The 16,992-nt window shown below is 53.9% G+C and carries 17 protein-coding genes; 11 read left to right on the forward strand and 6 right to left on the reverse strand.

Going from position 1 to position 16,992, the window contains the following annotated elements:
• Nucleotides 1-75 precede the first annotated feature (75 nt).
• The 9 genes from PHE17_RS08440 (at nt 76) to PHE17_RS08480 (ending at nt 6,998) form a co-directional block, all read left to right on the forward strand.
• Entirely contained in the window at nt 76-360 is a 285-nt protein-coding gene (locus PHE17_RS08440) for a hypothetical protein (protein ID WP_301015386.1), read from the forward strand.
• A complete protein-coding gene (locus tag PHE17_RS08445; protein ID WP_301015387.1) occupies nt 357-764 on the forward strand; it encodes a type II toxin-antitoxin system VapC family toxin in 408 nt (135 codons plus the stop codon). Before PHE17_RS08440 ends, PHE17_RS08445 begins: the two co-directional genes overlap by 4 nt.
• Before the next feature lie 145 nt (nt 765-909).
• On the forward strand, nt 910-1,212 hold the full coding sequence (locus tag PHE17_RS08450) for a hypothetical protein (RefSeq protein ID WP_301015388.1): 303 nt from the start codon (nt 910-912) through the stop codon (nt 1,210-1,212).
• Between the two features lie 3 nt (nt 1,213-1,215).
• Nucleotides 1,216-2,937, forward strand: coding sequence for a tetratricopeptide repeat protein (locus tag PHE17_RS08455; RefSeq protein WP_301015389.1), 1,722 nt, complete (start codon nt 1,216-1,218; stop codon nt 2,935-2,937).
• Between the two features lie 189 nt (nt 2,938-3,126).
• Complete coding sequence (locus PHE17_RS08460; RefSeq protein ID WP_301015390.1) at nt 3,127-4,800, forward strand: glutamine--tRNA ligase/YqeY domain fusion protein; 1,674 nt, start codon at nt 3,127-3,129, stop codon at nt 4,798-4,800.
• Nucleotides 4,801-4,815: 15 nt separating this feature from the next.
• On the forward strand, nt 4,816-5,580 hold the full coding sequence (locus PHE17_RS08465) for a hypothetical protein (protein WP_301015391.1): 765 nt from the start codon (nt 4,816-4,818) through the stop codon (nt 5,578-5,580).
• 325 nt (nt 5,581-5,905) lie between these two features.
• The gene (locus PHE17_RS08470; RefSeq protein ID WP_301015392.1) at nt 5,906-6,268 is read left to right on the forward strand and encodes a cupin domain-containing protein; all 363 of its coding nucleotides are present in this window, start codon (nt 5,906-5,908) and stop codon (nt 6,266-6,268) included.
• Nucleotides 6,265-6,645 carry a VOC family protein gene (locus tag PHE17_RS08475; protein WP_301015393.1) on the forward strand — a complete coding sequence of 127 codons (381 nt, stop codon included), beginning with the start codon at nt 6,265-6,267 and terminating at the stop codon, nt 6,643-6,645. Before PHE17_RS08470 ends, PHE17_RS08475 begins: the two co-directional genes overlap by 4 nt.
• On the forward strand, nt 6,642-6,998 hold the full coding sequence (locus tag PHE17_RS08480; RefSeq protein ID WP_301015394.1) for an MGMT family protein: 357 nt from the start codon (nt 6,642-6,644) through the stop codon (nt 6,996-6,998). The genes PHE17_RS08475 and PHE17_RS08480 overlap by 4 nt, the downstream gene beginning before the upstream one ends.
• Here the strand turns inward: PHE17_RS08480 and PHE17_RS08485 are convergent.
• The 3 genes from PHE17_RS08485 to PHE17_RS08495 are packed head-to-tail and all read right to left on the reverse strand — an operon-like array spanning nt 6,961 to nt 9,541.
• On the reverse strand, nt 6,961-7,449 hold the full coding sequence (locus tag PHE17_RS08485) for an NYN domain-containing protein (RefSeq protein ID WP_301015395.1): 489 nt from the start codon (nt 7,447-7,449) through the stop codon (nt 6,961-6,963). The two genes, PHE17_RS08480 and PHE17_RS08485, sit on opposite strands and share 38 nt — an antisense overlap.
• Entirely contained in the window at nt 7,446-8,636 is a 1,191-nt protein-coding gene (locus PHE17_RS08490) for an iron-containing alcohol dehydrogenase (protein ID WP_301015396.1), read from the reverse strand. Before PHE17_RS08490 ends, PHE17_RS08485 begins: the two co-directional genes overlap by 4 nt.
• The gene (locus PHE17_RS08495; RefSeq protein ID WP_301015397.1) at nt 8,633-9,541 is read right to left on the reverse strand and encodes a PfkB family carbohydrate kinase; all 909 of its coding nucleotides are present in this window, start codon (nt 9,539-9,541) and stop codon (nt 8,633-8,635) included. Before PHE17_RS08495 ends, PHE17_RS08490 begins: the two co-directional genes overlap by 4 nt.
• An 86-nt stretch (nt 9,542-9,627) precedes the next feature.
• On the opposite strand from PHE17_RS08495, the gene PHE17_RS08500 reads away from it, so the two are divergent.
• Complete coding sequence (locus PHE17_RS08500; protein WP_301015398.1) at nt 9,628-10,650, forward strand: serine protease; 1,023 nt, start codon at nt 9,628-9,630, stop codon at nt 10,648-10,650.
• On the opposite strand, the gene PHE17_RS08505 is transcribed toward PHE17_RS08500, so the two are convergent.
• Entirely contained in the window at nt 10,556-11,971 is a 1,416-nt protein-coding gene (locus PHE17_RS08505) for a hypothetical protein (protein WP_301015399.1), read from the reverse strand. The two genes, PHE17_RS08500 and PHE17_RS08505, sit on opposite strands and share 95 nt — an antisense overlap.
• Nucleotides 11,972-12,190: 219 nt before the next feature.
• On the opposite strand from PHE17_RS08505, the gene PHE17_RS08510 reads away from it, so the two are divergent.
• Nucleotides 12,191-13,210: a cytochrome-c peroxidase gene (locus tag PHE17_RS08510; RefSeq protein WP_301015400.1), complete on the forward strand. Its 1,020-nt coding sequence runs from the start codon at nt 12,191-12,193 to the stop codon at nt 13,208-13,210.
• Between the two features lie 59 nt (nt 13,211-13,269).
• Here the strand turns inward: PHE17_RS08510 and PHE17_RS08515 are convergent, their stop codons facing one another.
• Nucleotides 13,270-15,963 (reverse strand): ABC transporter substrate-binding protein, encoded by a 2,694-nt coding sequence (locus tag PHE17_RS08515; protein WP_301015401.1) that lies wholly within the window; start codon nt 15,961-15,963, stop codon nt 13,270-13,272.
• A gap of 64 nt (nt 15,964-16,027) precedes the next feature.
• Complete coding sequence (locus PHE17_RS08520) at nt 16,028-16,987, reverse strand: acetylxylan esterase (RefSeq protein ID WP_301015402.1); 960 nt, start codon at nt 16,985-16,987, stop codon at nt 16,028-16,030.
• Nucleotides 16,988-16,992: the final 5 nt, after the last annotated feature.

Raw genomic sequence — 16,992 nt, forward strand, 5'->3', positions numbered from 1 at the left:
CTGCTGCAAGTAAAATTGCAGGGGCTGAGTGGCTATGCCAGAATCAATGGTATCTTCAGATTGGAAAATCACACCATGTACATGCAGTTAAACGAGCAATTCATTGTTGATGAGCGCGGCAGCAAACAGGCGGTGATCATCCCATTTGCCAAATACCTAAAAATCATGGAAATCATCAGGCGGCATGATGAACCAACCGAGACTGATAACTGCGCTGCCATTTGGCAAACCAACAAAGGCAGTGCGCAAGCAGTCAAGGCGTGGTTGGCTTCTGATACCTACAAACAGTACCCGATGGGAAATCCCGAGCAAATTGACCGGACTGTGCAAGAAATCCGTGATGCTTGGGGTGATGAGTGAAGCACATTTACCTTGATGCTTGCATCCTGATTTACCTGATTGAGAAGCATCCCGACCACTACCCAAAAATCAAGGCAACACTGGATAGCCTGCCGGAATACCAACTGGCAGTATCCCCGCTGCTGCGCATGGAAGTATTAGTTAAACCGTTGCAGGATGGAAATACATTGCTCCAGCGGCGATACGAGGATTTTCTGGCGCAACAAATCTGGCTGTCTATCCCTGAAACTGTTTATGAACAAGCGTTGCAGTTACGGGCAACCCACCGCTTGAAAACACCTGATGCCTTGCACTTGGCAATTGCCCGTTATCACGGTTGCACAGATTTCTGGACAAACGATGATCGGCTAAACACGGCAGCGGGTGACTTGGCTGTGAATGTGTTGGCGGACGCGGGCGGATGAATCGTGCCGTGATCCGTCGCTGTTTGGGCAGGTGGTGTTGGGGGATTAAGCACCAGCAAGCCATTGAAAAAACTGTAAGCTCCCAGTGGGTGTTGCTACAATCGCAGGCAACCCCACTTCTACCATGAGGCTTACGATGGACATAATGGCATTAACCAGTTTTGCGTGGAGTGCTATTGCTGGCGGAGTGGTCGGCAATGCGGCCTACGATAGCATCAAAACACTGACGGGCGCGGGGTTTGCGCGGCTTGCAGGCTACACGGTCAATAACCAACAGACTGAATTCGAGATTGCATTTCTGGCAATGCTGGAAACCAACCAAGTCTTACGTGATAGTCTCATTCAATTGGCGATGGGTGGTACAGGCAATATTAGCAGCATTACCACGGGCAACATCTCGACCACCGGCGGTTCAGTAATTGTTGGCAATCGCAACAGTATTGGCTGAGGCATGACTTCATCCGACATCCACACGGGTAACATCTCGACCACTGGCGGTTCGGTAATTGTTGGCAACGATAGCCAAATTACCCAAAATTTCTACCATTCTGCATCCTATCAAGCGATGGAAAGCCAGCGGGAGAAACTGCTGGAGCGTATAAGAAAATACCCCGATGACACTGACTTCTGGCAAGAATTGGCGAGATTGCTGCAACAGATGGAAGGGTTCAAACGCGATGTCCTGAAACTGGCTGAAGATTTCAACCGCATTCCCCTCGACACTGAACGTCTGAAATTAGCCAAGCAGCATTTTGATGCGGGTGAATATGTACAAGCTCGGGCGGTATTGGATGCAGAAAGTATTACCCAAGAGCAGGATGCCCTACTTGCAAAACAGCAGTGGTTACAGGAAGAACAAGCGACTATCTCCGCACAACTTGACGACAAAGCCAACGAATGGTTGCTAAAAGCACACCTGACTGCAATTGATTACAGCTTAGGCGACCAGCGCATTGTCCAAACCTGCGGGTATTTTGAAAAAGCACTCAAATCAGGCAAAACTTCCGAGCGCATGTTTATCTATGCCCTATTTTTGCAGGACAACAATCAATACAGGGAAGCAGAGAAAGTCTATACCGAGGTGCTAAACATCCGCCGCATTCTCGCCAAAAATAACCCAACGGTATACTTACCTGACGTAGCGATGACGTTGAACAATCTAGGCATAGTGATGCAGGCTGACAATCAGCGCCGCAGTGAAGCCGAAAAATTCTTTACCGAGGCACTCACACTTTACCGCACATTTGCCGAAGACAACCCAACCATGTTTCTGCCCAACATAGCGGCGACACTGCACAACCTTGGCAATTTGGTTGCGGCTGACAATCAGCAACATATCAAGGCAGAGAGGCTCTACACAGAGGCACTGGACATCCGTCGTCATCTTGCTAAAGACAATCCAGCGAGATTCCTACCTAATGTAGCGGCAACACTGAATAACCTTGGCCTTTTGGTAGCGACAGAAATTCAGCGAAGCAGTGAGGCGGAGAAACTCTTCGCCGAGGCATTGAACATATATCGTTCATTTGCCAAGAGCAACCCTATGATGTTCTTATCCGGCATAGCAATGACGCTGAACAATCTTGGCCTTTTGGTGGCGTCCAACAACCAACGACGCAGTGAAGCTGAAATGCTTTATAGCGAAGCACTAGAGAACTACTGCACACTCGCCCAAAACAACCCAGAACTATTCATTCCAGACGTGGCAATGACGCTGAATAACCTTGGTATTTTGGTGCAGACTGACATCCAGAGACATAGCGAGGCCGAACAGCTCTTTACTGAGGCACTGGGGCATTACCGTACACTCACCAAGAACAATCCAGCGGTTTTCTTACCATACGTAGCGCAGACACTTAACAACCTTGGCCTCTTAGTGGCGGCTGATAGCCAGAGGAACTCAGAGGCAGAGATGCTCTTCTCTGAGGCACTACACATCCTACGCATACTCGCAAAGAACAACCCAGTAGTGTACATACCCTACGTAGCAACAACACTTGCCGCATTTGGGGAGACTTATTTGATTTGGAGGGAACTTGCAAAAGCCTTTCTGCTGCTGCAAGAATCAGCCCAACTGTTCGCCCTCCTTGCTTGGCAAACCCCAAGTGTATTCGGGAAAAAGTACGACTATGTGTTACAACTGCTAGAGAAAGCTAAAGCCGCCAAGCCATGAAAAGGGCGTATGCAATACGCCCCTACAGGGGACAATCTTCGGAGGGGCAGTTGCATACGCCCTCTTCGCCCACAAGTAAAAGCCCCGACATCCATCGCCACAATCACACCCCTCAAGGCACAACACTGGACATCTGTTGTGCTTAATAGTCTAATGCCCGCATTGTATGTACCAACAAGAAGCAAGGATATGAGCGAGACTGGCAGACCCCTCAACTTCATCGAACGTATCATCGAAGAAGACCTCAACAGCGGCAAGGTTACGGAAATCAAAACCCGCTTCCCCCCCGAACCCAACGGCTATTTGCACCTTGGACACGCCAAATCCATTTGGCTGAACTTTGGGCTGGCGCAGCGTTACGGTGGCAAGTGCAACCTGCGTATGGACGACACCAACCCAGCGAAGGAAGACGAAGAATACGTCGATTCCATCCAAGCCGATGTGCAGTGGCTGGGCTACCAGTGGGACGGCGAAGTGCATTACGCCTCCGACTATTTCGACCAGTTGTATGAGTGGGCTATCTACCTGATCAAGGAAGGCAAGGCTTTCGTTTGTGACCTGAATGCCGAACAGATGCGCTCTTACCGTGGCTCGCTGACCGAAGCAGGCAAGGAAAGCCCGTTCCGCACCCGTTCCATTGAAGAAAACTTGGCGCTGTTTGAGAAAATGCGTGCCGGGGAATTCGAGGAAGGTGCTTGTTCCCTGCGTGCCAAAATCGACATGACGGCTTCCAACATCAACCTGCGCGACCCGGTGTTGTACCGCATCAAGAAAGCCAGCCACCACCAAACGGGCGACAAATGGTGCATTTACCCGTCTTACGACTATACCCACGGGCAAAGTGACGCCATCGAAGGCATCACCCACTCGATTTGCACGCTGGAATTTGAAGACCACCGCCCGTTGTACGACTGGTTCATCCAAAACCTGCCTGTGCCTGCCGAACCGCACCAGTACGAATTTTCGCGCCTCAACGTCAATTACACCGTCACCAGCAAGCGCAAGCTCAAGCAATTGGTGGACGAAAAGCACGTTGACGGCTGGGACGACCCACGTATGCCGACCATCGCCGGGATGCGCCGCCGGGGTTTCACCCCCAAAGCCCTGCGTGATTTCTGCGAAATGGCAGGTGTGACCAAGGTCGAAGGTGTGGTTGACATCAGCATGTTGGAATACGCGATCCGCGAAGACCTCAACGCTAACAGCCCCCGCGCCATGTGCGTGTTACACCCGCTGAAAGTGGTGCTCACCAACTACCCCGAAGGCAGGGTAGAAACGATGACCGCCCCGCAGCACCCGCAGAATGAAGCGATGGGAACCCGTGAACTGCCGTTTGGACGTGAAATTTTCATCGACCAAGACGACTTCCGCGAAGAAGCCAACAAGCATTACAAACGTTTGGTGAAAGGCAAACGGGTGCGCTTGCGCAATGCCTACGTGATCGAAGCGCAAGAAGCCATCAAAGACGCGGATGGCAATATCATCGAAGTCCACGCCCGCGTGCTGGAAGAAACCCTTGGCAAAGACCCGGCTGACGGCGTAAAAGCCAAAGGCGTGATCCACTGGGTAGCAGCGCATGACAATGTGGACTGCGAAGTGCGCCTGTACGACCGCCTGTTCACCGACGTTGCCCCGGATGCTGGCGGCAAGAACTATCTCGACTACCTCAACCCCAACAGCCTCGTGATTCTCAACGGTTGCAAAGCGGAAAGCAGCTTGGCGCAAGCCACTGCGAATGACCGCTACCAGTTCGAGCGCGAAGGCTATTTCATCCCCGATGCCAAACGTTCCACGCCAGAGCATCCGGTATTCAACCGGGTAATTAGCCTCAAAGATACGTGGGAAAAGGCTGAACAAAAGTAGGTAAGGAAGCTGACTATGCGTAAGACATCCCTATCTGTGGCACTCATTGCAACCTTAGCGCTCAGTAACGCAGGCTGCAACGACGCCGTAAAGCCAGACGACACTGCCCAACCAACAGGCAAACCCAGCTTTATCCATCACCCTGAACCACCGGCAAAAGACTTGGCGGCTCCGTTCAAGGCGTTGGGTTGCCCCAAAGAAAGCTACAGCAGCGGCATCAAGCCGTGTGGCGCACTGGAAAAATTCGGCTGCACCTCCATCAATCTGCTGGAAGGGGAATACGCGGGCGTTTTCACCGCATTCCAACCGTCCTACCCGATTGCGATGTGCCAGATTGTTGCTAATGGCAGACCACCATTGGCGGAAGGTGAATACGTCAGCAGTGGCGGCGGGTTATTGCAGCAGTACACCCGCTACATCATTGCCAAAGATGGGAAGTTTGCGCTGTTGAAAAACAAGGCCGATTTCCAGCACCTGTTCCTGCCGATTGACGATGGTTTCGAGGCATTAGCTTATGCCCGCATTATGACGCCGTACATGGCTGCCTATGGCTTCCAATACAACAGTAATGAAACCTATTTCGTCAAAAGCATTGAAGATAGTCACGCCAAACCCGCTGGGGACGGCTACGACGTGCTGATGTACGAACACAGCATCTTTGGCTGCGGCAAGCACCCAACTTACGCGGTCAAACTGCACGTCAGCAAAGACGGAAAAATTACTGAACTTGGCAGTAAAACCAAAATATCTGAAGGAAAAATGGAAATGTGCGTGGACTAACCCACGCACCAACCAAGGTAAGCACCTAACCCGTGCTGCGGAACATAGCCCCGCACGAATGGCAGCGGAACAATCCGCTGTTGCGGGGGGCTAGCAACCGTTGGAACCACGATTGTTGGGCGACCCGCGCCATACCACCACATTGTGGGCAGGTAGCCACGTTTGGCGTACCATTTCCTGCATGTGCAGCGACGTTGAAGTTGCTGCTTCTAAACATCCTTGTCATCATTTCGCGCCTATATCTGTTATTTGTCACTATGCGATAGATTTATAGCACATCTGGCAAGGATGAGTTCTAGCATTTACGAGCAATCGCGGAATCCACATGCCTACAATCATTCATACACCGTTAAGTGCTGAATACTTCTTCAAAGAAGGTTGCCATATCCTCGAACTCAGCAATAGCGCGGCGGATGAAGCGGTTTCTATTGCCCGCGCCCGTGTCGAACTAGGGCAAACCACCCGCTGGCATCGCCTGCACGGCACGACCGAACGTTACGTCATCCTGCAAGGCACTGGCAGTGTCGACATTGGGGAGTTACCACCACAGCGGGTTGTCGCTGGTGATGTGGTGGTCATTCCGCCATTGTGCCGCCAACGGATCACCAATAGTGGCGATACGCAACTAATTTTCCTTGCCATCTGTTCGCCGCGTTTTAAGCCGGAAAATTATGAGGAAATTGCATGAGCCTGTTCGCCCTGCACCACGTCAGCATCATTGTCAGTGACACCGGACGGGCACTGGGGTTTTACTGCGATTTACTCGGTTTGGCAGTTGACCCCAAACGCCCGGATTTGGGCTATCCCGGCGCATGGCTGGACATCAATGCCAGTCAGCAAATCCACTTGCTGGAAGTCCCCAATCCCGAACACGGTCTGACCCGCCCTGCCCACGGTGGGCGTGACCGGCATCTGGCCTTGTGGTGCAATGATTTGGATGAACTGGCAACACGGCTGGAAGCCGCAGGCATTGCCATCAGCCGCAGTAAATCTGGGCGTCAGGCGCTATTTTGTCGCGATCCCGACGACAATGCAGTGGAAATCATGCAGCATTCCCTGACATGAACACCTTAAGCAAACACCAGCGTATTTACGCCACCGTCCGCCAAATTCCGCCCGGCTGTGTTGCCACTTACGGTGATATTGCTGCACTCGCAGGTTTGCCGGGACACGCGCGGCTGGTCGGTTATGCGCTGCACGCTTTACCGGAATTCACCGACGTACCGTGGCAGCGCGTCATCAATGCCAAAGGCACGATCAGCTTAGGACGGGCATATCCGGGTGGGGAGTTGCACCAGCGGCATTTGCTGGAAGCGGAAGGTGTGGAATTCGACGCCAACGGCAAGGTGGATTTGAAACGTTTCCGTTGGCAGGCTGTTTTTAACCCGACTTGGGCTTCAGCAACAGCCCGTCCTTAATTGGCACGTAGCACGTTGCGGCCTGCACCAAGGAATTGGCGGTCAAACTGGGCACACCATAGACTTCCGTTTCCACCCCATAACGTTCGCGTGCCTTGCGTAACAGCAGGTCGAAATCGCCATCACCGGAAGCCAGCACGATAATGTCGGTGCTAGCGGCGGCTTCAATCACATCCAAGGTAATGCCCACGTCCCAATCGCCCTTGGCGGAACCGTCGCTGCGCTGGATGAAAGGCTTGAGCTTCACCTCGAAACCGATGCCGCGCAGGATGTTTTGGAACTGCATCTGCTTTTCGTCACCTCGGGCAATAGCATAGGCGTAGGCATGTACCACTTGCCGCCCAGCGGTGGCTTGCGCCCAGAAACGGTTGTAATCGAAACTGCAACCGTAGGCGTGGCGCGTGGTGTAGTAGATGTTTTGCACATCCACGAACAAACTGACTTTTTTCATAAACACGCTCGGATGATGGCGGCGATTTCTGCATCGTGCAGTTCAACCGGGTTGGTTTTCATGCTGGAACCGCGTGAATTAGCCACGATTTTAGGAATATCCGCTTCCGTAACACCGAAGGCGGACAGGCGCGGCAGTTTGAGTTGCTGCGTCCATGTAGTCAGCGTGTGCACGAGGAATACCCGCGCCCCAACTGCATCAATATGCTTGCGCCCCCGGAACAGCTTACCGATTTCTGCATATTTACCCAACGCCGAATGATCGGGATTGCGGGCTTCCAATAAATCAATGTTCATGCGCGTCGCTTCCGCCACCAACATGCCGCAACCAACACCGTGCGCAACCGGATGGAAAGCGCCCAACGGGGCAACAATGCCATGCACCGAACCCAAGCCAGTTTGCGCCAAACAGATGCCGGAAAGCAGCGCAGCGTAAGCCATTTTCCCGCAGGCATCCGCATCTGCCGGGTTTTCGTACCACGCCAACAAGCTGTCGCGCACCGCTTCCATGCCCGACAAGGCCAGCGCATCGGTCAGCGGATTGGCGCGAGTGGAAACGTAGGCTTCCATCAACTGGGTAAAAGCATCCATGCCATTGGCGGCGATTTGCGCAGGCGGACAAGTGGCGAGCAACTCCGGGTCAATGATCGCGTATTCCGCCATCAGCTTGTCATCGCGGAAAGATTTCTTGAAACCGTGCTCGCCCTGCACCGACAGCACCGCGTTTTTGGTGGCTTCCGAACCTGTCCCTGCGGTGGTCGGTACGGCAATGAAGGGAGTGGAAGAGCCTTGGTAGGGCAATTCAGGGCCGACACCTTCCAAATGATCCATCACCGAATTGCCGGGTTTGAGCAGTCCGGCAACCGCTTTCCCTGCATCCAAAGGGCTACCGCCGCCGATACCGATGACCGCATCGAAAGGGATTCCGCGCCACGCCGCCACGGTGTCATCCACCCATTGCGGGGAAGGTTCGCTGCTAACACGGCAGATTTCCCAATAGAAACCCGCAGCTTGTAAGTCACGGAACAGCGCTTCGCCAGCGGCGGATTCGGTGAAAGAGCCAGCCCCCGTGACGATCAGCAAACGTTTGCCGTACTGCGCGGCGATGGCGGGCAGCTTGCGGATTGCGCCTGCGCCGAATTCAATACGCGGCAGGCGAGCGATGGAAAAAGGGACGAAAGCCATCATGGGTTTTGTATTTCCTTGGTAACTGCGGTGGATGCCATTTTATCATAAGCGCCATCAAAGCCCTGCTGCTGCACTTTTTGCCCCGCCAATTTCACCGCGTACTGCAACGCCTCTTCCAATAACTGCCCGGTCGCCAGCGCGTGGATCAGCCCCGCGTTGAAGGTATCCCCCGCCCCCACGGTATCCACTACCTTTTCCACGGCTAAAGCGGGAGCATGGAACACCACGCCAAGTTGGTCGATTGCCCACGCCCCTTGATCACCCCACGTACAAGTCATCCACACGCAGCCGTGCTTTGCTTGGCGGTCAAGCAGGAAACTTTGCGCATCGGTAAACCCTTGGGCTTGTGCGTAAGCGCGTGAAAACATCACCACATCCACCAGCGGAACCAGTGTCTCCAGCCCTTCGCGGTCTTTTTCGATCTCCAACGATAGCGGCTGATCGAAAATGGCATCGCGGGCAAACGCCAGCATTTTGCTCAGCTCCGCCACATTGCGGCCTTCAAAATGCAGCCAGTCGTAACGTTCCACCGGAATGCGGGCGAAATCTTCCGCCGACAATTCAGGCAAATCGCGGTGATGGACTATCGTGCGGCTGCCGTTTTGTTGGTTCAGGGTGATGTAGGAAACCGGGGAATTGCCCGGCTGGTGACTGGCGTATTCTGTACCTACCGGACAATCCGCCAACTTTTTCAGGATCGCTTTCCCGTCAGCATCGCTGGCAATCACGCCCGCCCAATCGCAGCGGTGACGGTGTGCTGCCAATACCCGTGCGACATTGGCAGCATTCCCGCCGACATCCGACCACTGGCGTAAGGCACGCATTTCCTCGTCTTCGTGTGGGTAATGGTCAACCACATTCACGATGTCCAGCGTGGCATTTCCGGTAATCAGGATAAAACTCATAAAAAAATTTCCATTAGATGCAGTAATCCGCACGTTTCTGTGGTCGTACCTAGTGGGCTAAATGATAACGTGACAGGGGACGTATAATGTACAAAGTATTGGGGATAATTTTTCTCCTGCTGTTGCCGTGGCAGCTAGCGGGCGCAAATCCTAACATGATGATGCGAATTGTAGGGGGGAATCCGGCAGGACAAAATGCATGGCCTTCAGTCGTTGCCATCAAGACGACTGCCACGGGGGATATTCTGTGCGGGGGCAACCTGATCCATCCTTTGTGGGTACTGACAGCAGGCCACTGCGTCCGGGGGGAAGCAGAAGGCTTAAGCTATGAATACGGTGCGGGCGATATGGTCATCTACTCCGGGGCTGCCGGGTTAGATTCACCGAAAGGGCGCTATTCCGGTGTCCAGCGTATCGTCGTCCATCCTAACTACAACCCACGTACCGGGGCAAATGACCTTGCGCTGATCATGCTGACCACTCCCTTGGAAGGGGCAACCATGCCAATTTACGCCGACAATCCGCCAGCGGGTACGGCAGCGACCGTGGTCGGTTGGGGCGCACGCCGTGCCAATGCCGCTGGTGGCATTCCGGGGGATTACCCACGCCAGTTGCAGCAAGTGACGGTTCCCATCATTTCCAACGCCGTTTGCAACCGCCGCTCCTCTTATAACGGCAAAGTGCAATCCAATATGCTGTGTGCCGGACTGCCGCAAGGTGGGAAAGATGCCTGCGTGGGTGATAGCGGCGGGCCATTGCTGGTACGCCTGAACGGGGTTTACCGCCAAGTCGGGATTGTCAGCCAAGGGGATGGTTGCGCTGTTGCGGGGAAATACGGCATCTACACCCGTGTTGCCAATTACGCCCCGTGGATACAGCAATACGCCCCACCGCCGTATGCGGGAACACCCGTCACACAACCGGATAACCCGCGCATGTTGTACCCCGGTGGCGGTGGCGTGGTGGATTTCTGGTGGCTCGCGGGCTTACTGGCGTTGCTGTCCGTGGTGGTGGTCAGGAAGATTGTAATAGGTTCAAGGTATTATCCAGTTCAACCTGCTTACGCAACAGTTTCTTCACCCCAAAAGGGACGAACTGGAACAGGGTAATACCCGCCGCGCCCAGCAACAGCATACTGCCCAAAATGCGGTTGATGACGGCATCGGAACCCAGCAGCGCACCCAAGCCAAACATGCCGGAGGTGAGCCGCAACAGGTAGAACATCAGCGATGCCAGCAATAGCACGGCGGATGTGTGGATCAGTACCCCACCAACCTGATTCACCCATCCCCAGCGTGAGCGTTGCTGCTCAGCGACCCGCTCGTAATGGCGCGAACGTTGTTTAACCTCGCGCATGATGCGCTGTTGCGAAGCATTCAGGATCAAATCCCCAATCTGCTTTTCGCGCTGGTCTAAGGTGACGTAGGGCAAATGCGACAGCACCCGCACATGCTGGTGTACCACTTGCTTGAACAAATCCCCAGAATCAATCCGGTCAGGCAGTGGCAAACACGCCATCGGGTTTTGTTTCCAGTGGGTTTGGACATAGTGCTGGATGCGTTTGACCTTAACGGCCCGCAAATCCCGCAACATCCCTCCAATTTCACCATTTCCCGCGAAATCAGGCTCGACTTGCGCCTGCAAATAGTAAACTGGCGAACGTGCCACCACGGCGGACAAACGTTTGGCAGCTTCCCGGCTTTCGCCTTCGGCACTCAGGTAACGCGAACATTCGTACAGGCTTTCCAGATCGTCCTGCCGGGACTGGTTCACCACCCCGAGGGAAATCTCGATTGCCGCGCTGTAATCCCCTGCCCCATAGCAAGCATCCGCCAAATGGCGCTGGGCAAATAACGCGAACGCCGGGTCGTGGGCTTGCGCATACACCGCTGCTTGCCCGAAATGGGAAATCGCTTCCGGCAACTTGCCGAACAGGAATAAATAAATCCAGCCCAACTCAAAATGGGCGCGGTAATTGCGTCCATTAACGGAAAGCGCATCTTTGAGCATGTGTTCCGCCAGCAATACCCGCTGTAGCGCCCCGTTACCCTGCACCAACAAGGATTCGGAGAGCTTTTGGTTAGCGAAATCCACCTCAATCCCCGCGCGGTACTGCGAAAAACTGCCTTGGCTGCTGGCTAATAACTGTTTACGTAAATCTTCCCTGCCACTCGACAGCCGCAATCCTTGCATCGAAATGTGCAAAGCTTGGGTTTCCAGTTGCGGGCGCAAGCTGTACAAGGCATCTTCTGCCCCCCGGACTTTACTCAAATTGCTGCGAAAACCGGCGTCCAGCAGGCTGTAAACGTGCTGACGCCCCAACGCTTGCAGAGGAACCAAGTATTCAAGGTTGATGCGGTGGAAGGTATGGCTCTTATAGGCAGGAAAAAAGATATTCTGCAACTGGGAGGCAGCAAGTGCTTTGGACATTTCTCAGAATCCGTTCTGACACGTTGGAACTTAACAGCACATGAATATAGCGGAGATTTGGGATTTGTCCACCCCCTACCCCTTCCAAAAAACCGATTATAACAAGCGAAAAACCCTATCAAGCCATCTTAAAATCCTTGACCTGTATCAAGTTCCAGCACCAAACAAGGACTAACATGAGCGCTGAAATAATTTACCCAAAAAAAGTAGGAGTTAGTTATGAAAGCACAAATATTAATGGTTTCGCTGTTCGCACTCGGCCTAGCAACTGCCGTAGCGGCAGAAACGACGCCGAAAGATGAGCCGATCAAGCCAATTGAAGCTGCTGTAGTCAAAGACGCTGGCATGGTGGAATTGGGCAAGAAACTGTATTTCGACCCGCGCCTGTCCAAATCCGGTGCCATTTCCTGCAACTCATGCCACAACTTGAGCATGGGCGGCACAGATAACCTGCAAACCTCCATCGGCGACCATTGGCAGCAAGGCCCCATCAATGCGCCAACCGTACTGAATTCCAGCATGAACGTTGCGCAATTCTGGGATGGTCGCGCCAAAGACCTGAAAGCCCAAGCAGGCGGCCCTATCGCCAACCCCGGCGAAATGGCATTCACCCACGAATTGGCGATTAAAGTACTGGACTCTATTCCTGCCTACAAAGAAGAGTTCAAGACCGTCTTTAAAAAGGATGCCATCGACATCGGCATGGTGACAGATGCGATTGCTGCGTTTGAAGAAACCTTGGTCACACCGGATTCCAAGTTTGACCAATGGCTCAAAGGCGATGACAAAGCCCTGAGCGAAAAGGAACTGGCTGGTTATAAGCTGTTCAAGGACAGCGGCTGTACCGCTTGCCATAACGGCGCGGCAGTCGGCGGCAACAGCTTCCAGAAAATGGGCGTGGTTGAACCGTACAAAACCGACAGCAAAGCCGAAGGTTTAGTCGCCGTCAGCAAGCAAGACGCTGACCGCTTCAAGTTTAAAGTCCCTACCCTGCGTAACGTGGAAATGACTTACCCGTACTTCCACGACGGTGCAGCTAAAACCTTGGAAGATGCTGTGCATACAATGGGTCAAATCCAGTTGGGCAAAAAGTTCAGCGACGAGGAAACTGGCAATATCGTGGCCTTCCTGAAAACCCTGACAGGCAAACAGCCTGATTTCAAACTGCCCGTCATGGCTCCATCCACCAATGACACCCCGCGTCCAGACCCGTTCCCGAAAGACGCTGCTGCCAAATAACCTTGGGTTTTCCTAAAGCGTTAATGGAAAAGCCCCTGAACGGGGCTTTTCTTATGCTATTAGGCGGGCGTTTGGCTTAACCAGCGCAACAGCGTCGCTTTAAGCTTTTGTATATCAATCGGTTTGGTCAGGTAGTCATTCATGCCACTTGTCAAACATTGTTCACGCACTTGGGTAAATGCATGGGCAGTCAGGGCGACAATCGGCAGGTTTGCCCAACGGGGATCACTGCGGATACGTTGCGTTACCTCGTAACCGTTCATGTTTGGCATTTCCACATCCATCAGTACCAACCGGAATGGTTCGCGCTCCAGAGCTTCCAAGGCGAGCGCACCGCTTTCGACTGCCACCGGGTGACAGCCGATGGCCCGTAGCAATTCCGTGCCCAACATGCAGTTCAAAACATCATCATCCACCAACAATATTTGTGCGCCTGCCAATACATCGGTGGGGGGGGCCGGCACAAGAGTGGGTTCCGGTATGGCTGTTTGCTGCGCATCAACCCCGAAATTGGCACAGAAGCAAAACTCGCTGCCGATACCGGGAATGCTTTCCACGGTAATGACGCCGCCCATCAACTCCACCAAGCGGCGGCTGATGGATAGCCCCAAACCAGCACCTTTGACTAGGGCGTGCCCGTCCGCCTCAATCCGTACAAATGGCTCGAACAGTTTCTCGCGCTGGTCAGCGGGGATGCCAATGCCAGTATCGCGCACGCAAAAGCGGATGCTGACCGTTTCGCCACTGCGTGACTGGAGGCTGACATGCAGGAAAATCTTGCCTTTTTTCGTAAACTTGAGCGCATTCACCAGCAAGTTGTTCAGCACTTGGCTCAAGCGTAAGGGATCACCCAACAAACTCTGGGGAACATCGTCCTGTAGCTCGACCTGAAACACCAAACCTTTGGCATCCGCATCCTTTTGCACCACGTGGCAAATACTTTGCAGGATACCCGGCAAATGGAACAGCGCCGGACGCAACACCACTTCGCCCGCTTCGATGCAGGAAAAATCCATCACGTCTTCCACAATCCCCAACAACAAGCGCGAAGAACTCTGGAGTTGCTCGGCATAATCACGCTGCTTACCGTCCAGCGTGGTCTGCTGCAACAGTTGGGCAAGCCCCGTCACTACCGACAGCGGCGTGCGGATTTCATGGCTGATATTGGCAAGGAAAATGGATTTGGCACGGGTCGCAGCATCGGCCTGTTCCTTAGCACGCTGCAATTCCTGCTGGGTATCGACCTGTGAGGTAATGTCTACGATCAAACCTTCCAGCATCAGGGGCGAACCATCGGCTGCCCACTCCACGCAGTGCCCCTGTTCCCACACCCAACGCCAACCCTCTGTGCGGTGTTTTATCCGGTAATTCAACTGGAACGGCTGACGCTTTTGGAGGGCAGCAGAAGTCTCCACCCACACCCGTTTCTGATCATCGGGGTGGATCAGGCTGTTGAGGCTTATCCCTTTCTTACCCTGCAAATGGCTTACCGGACAGCCAGTCAGCGCTTCGCACCCCTCACTGACAAATTCCATCGTCCAAGCGGGGTCATAATGGCAACGGTAAGCCATCCCCGGTAGGTTGCCGATCAGGCTTTGCAGTGAACGCTGGCTTTCATGCAACAAACGGTCAGTGGCAGCACGCGCTTGGATTTCTTGCTCAAGCTGGGCATTTTTTGCCTGTAAGCGTGCGTTAAACCAGCCCAACACCGCACTGGCAGCAAACCCCAAGGCAATGACCGCCAAGAGGATAGCAAGCATCCACCCTATCCAACGGTAATCAGATTTCTGCTCCGGGTCATACAGGAAACCCTCCAACTTGTTGGTGTCATTGACCATGCCGAGTTTGACGAAGGTATCCGCCATGCGTTGCCAACGTTCGCCATTCATGTGCCCAATTTTCACAATGTCGGGCTTCATCAACTCGCGGATTTGCTGCGCTTCAAACTGGAGGTGTTCGCGGTTCAGATTTGGGTAGTGTTGCAATAGGAAGGTGATGATTTCGTCGGGGTTTTCCAGCGCATATTGCCAGCCTTTCACCACTGCACGGCGGAATGCTGCAACCTGTTCCGGGTGTTCACGCACTTGCCGTTCGCAGGTAAACAGGGTGTCGCCGTAAAAATCCACCCCGTAATTGATCGGGCGGATGTAATGCACATCCCGCCCTGCCTGCTGGTTGAGGAATGGCTCGCTGGTCAGGTAGCCATAATCTGCATCCAACTTGCCCGCCACCAACGCATCCATACCCACGCTGTTCGGTTGCAGGGATAGCGCATCCAGCTTAAGCCCTTCATTGACGAAAATGGCAGCGACTTCCACGATGGGTTGCCCGCCCACCAAAATGCCCACCCGTTTATGGGCAAGGTCGTGCGGCGTCAACAAACCGGAATCGCTTAAAGTCATCAAGATAGCGGGGGAATGCTGAAAAATGCTGGCGAGTGCCACTACCGGCTTGCCCTGCAAACGGTAGTACACCAATTCGCCCGCTTCGACCGCGTATTGCGCACGGCCTTCCAACACTTCGGTCAGGGGGGAAATGTCTGGCCCACCTGCTTGCAAGGTGACATCCAAGCCCTCATCACGGAAGAAACCTTTTTCCACCGCCGCGTAGTAGCCCGCGAATTGGAACTGGTGTTGCCATTTCAATTGCAGGGTAACGCTTTCTAAAGGTGGTGGGGCTGCTATCGCTTGACCAAAAAACAGCAAGCACAGCCATAGAGTCCACACAAAATTTTGGCCGACAAATACTCGCAACGGGGTTTCCTCTCGCAAACAGGTCTACTTCACACGTCAGCCCGCTATGTTACACGGAAACCATTCACAGTTGAGCGAAAAAACCTTCCAGTTCTTTGTAGAGTGCCTGTTCTTGCGCGGCTTGGTTTGGGTAGGCGAAATGTCCAGCTTCCAGCACAAACAGCGACTTTTCCCCCGCCAGCGCATTGTAAATGGCGAACTGTCCCGGTGGGGCAACTGCCGGGTCAAAGCGGGCGGCGGCAACGTGCACGGGCTGTTGGGTGAAAGTTGCGGCACAGCCTGCATCGTAATACTGCAAGGTATCCATGACATTGCCATAACTTTGCTGGTAACGCTGCACTGCCGCCCCGCTGCCGATGGTGGGCAATTGCAAGCGCAAGGGCTGGTTGCCAAAGGTCGGTACATGGAAATGCGCCCGCTGGATACGCGCATCCCACGGCAAGGCCAACGCCCCGATCCCACCGCCGAAGCTTGTGCCCACATAACCCACATGCCCCCGCGCTGCTGGGAAGAGCGCCAGTAATGCCGACACCGCCAGCCATACATCATCCACACAACCGCCGATCACGTATTCATCAGGTTTGCCGATGCCGTACAACACATGCTCAGAAGGCGTGCTCGAAATGCCCTGTTGCTGGCTCAATGACAAACCGCGCAAACAGGGGAACAACAACGCCGCCCCGGCAGGTTGCAAGCGCAAATCCGCGCCACTGCACCCACCGTAACCGTGCCCAAACACCAACCCGCGCGTCACCGGCTGATCTTGCGGAATCAGCAACCAACCCCGAATAACCACACCGTCGGTCGAGCCATAGCGCACGTCATAGACTTCATACCCACCCTGTTGCTTCCCCGTATGCTCAATGCACGGACGCGGGTGTACCTGCATCGCACGGGCGTAACGTGCCTGCCAGAACGCGGCGAAATCCGCTGGCGGCTGGGGTACGCCGACCGCTTGCAAAGCTTCCAATGAATAACCGTAACTGGGGTCAAACGCAAAACCGTGGGCAAACTTGGGCAGCATGAAAT

Source organism: Thiothrix sp. (assembly GCF_028714775.1).
In the GTDB taxonomy this organism is placed as follows: domain Bacteria; phylum Pseudomonadota; class Gammaproteobacteria; order Thiotrichales; family Thiotrichaceae; genus Thiothrix.

What these genes read in the sequence shown, in the direction of transcription:
- PHE17_RS08440 (WP_301015386.1), top strand. Translation starts at nt 76, where the DNA reads ATGTACATGCAGTTAAACGAGCAATTCATTGTTGATGAGCGCGGCAGC.
- PHE17_RS08450 (WP_301015388.1), top strand. Translation starts at nt 910, where the DNA reads ATGGCATTAACCAGTTTTGCGTGGAGTGCTATTGCTGGCGGAGTGGTC.
- PHE17_RS08455 (WP_301015389.1), top strand. Translation starts at nt 1,216, where the DNA reads ATGACTTCATCCGACATCCACACGGGTAACATCTCGACCACTGGCGGT.
- PHE17_RS08460 (WP_301015390.1), top strand. Translation starts at nt 3,127, where the DNA reads ATGAGCGAGACTGGCAGACCCCTCAACTTCATCGAACGTATCATCGAA.
- PHE17_RS08465 (WP_301015391.1), top strand. Translation starts at nt 4,816, where the DNA reads ATGCGTAAGACATCCCTATCTGTGGCACTCATTGCAACCTTAGCGCTC.
- PHE17_RS08470 (WP_301015392.1), top strand. Translation starts at nt 5,906, where the DNA reads ATGCCTACAATCATTCATACACCGTTAAGTGCTGAATACTTCTTCAAA.
- PHE17_RS08475 (WP_301015393.1), top strand. Translation starts at nt 6,265, where the DNA reads ATGAGCCTGTTCGCCCTGCACCACGTCAGCATCATTGTCAGTGACACC.
- PHE17_RS08480 (WP_301015394.1), top strand. Translation starts at nt 6,642, where the DNA reads ATGAACACCTTAAGCAAACACCAGCGTATTTACGCCACCGTCCGCCAA.
- PHE17_RS08485 (WP_301015395.1), bottom strand. Translation starts at nt 7,449, where the DNA reads ATGAAAAAAGTCAGTTTGTTCGTGGATGTGCAAAACATCTACTACACC.
- PHE17_RS08490 (WP_301015396.1), bottom strand. Translation starts at nt 8,636, where the DNA reads ATGATGGCTTTCGTCCCTTTTTCCATCGCTCGCCTGCCGCGTATTGAA.
- PHE17_RS08495 (WP_301015397.1), bottom strand. Translation starts at nt 9,541, where the DNA reads ATGAGTTTTATCCTGATTACCGGAAATGCCACGCTGGACATCGTGAAT.
- PHE17_RS08500 (WP_301015398.1), top strand. Translation starts at nt 9,628, where the DNA reads ATGTACAAAGTATTGGGGATAATTTTTCTCCTGCTGTTGCCGTGGCAG.
- PHE17_RS08505 (WP_301015399.1), bottom strand. Translation starts at nt 11,971, where the DNA reads ATGTCCAAAGCACTTGCTGCCTCCCAGTTGCAGAATATCTTTTTTCCT.
- PHE17_RS08510 (WP_301015400.1), top strand. Translation starts at nt 12,191, where the DNA reads ATGAAAGCACAAATATTAATGGTTTCGCTGTTCGCACTCGGCCTAGCA.
- PHE17_RS08520 (WP_301015402.1), bottom strand. Translation starts at nt 16,987, where the DNA reads ATGCTGCCCAAGTTTGCCCACGGTTTTGCGTTTGACCCCAGTTACGGT.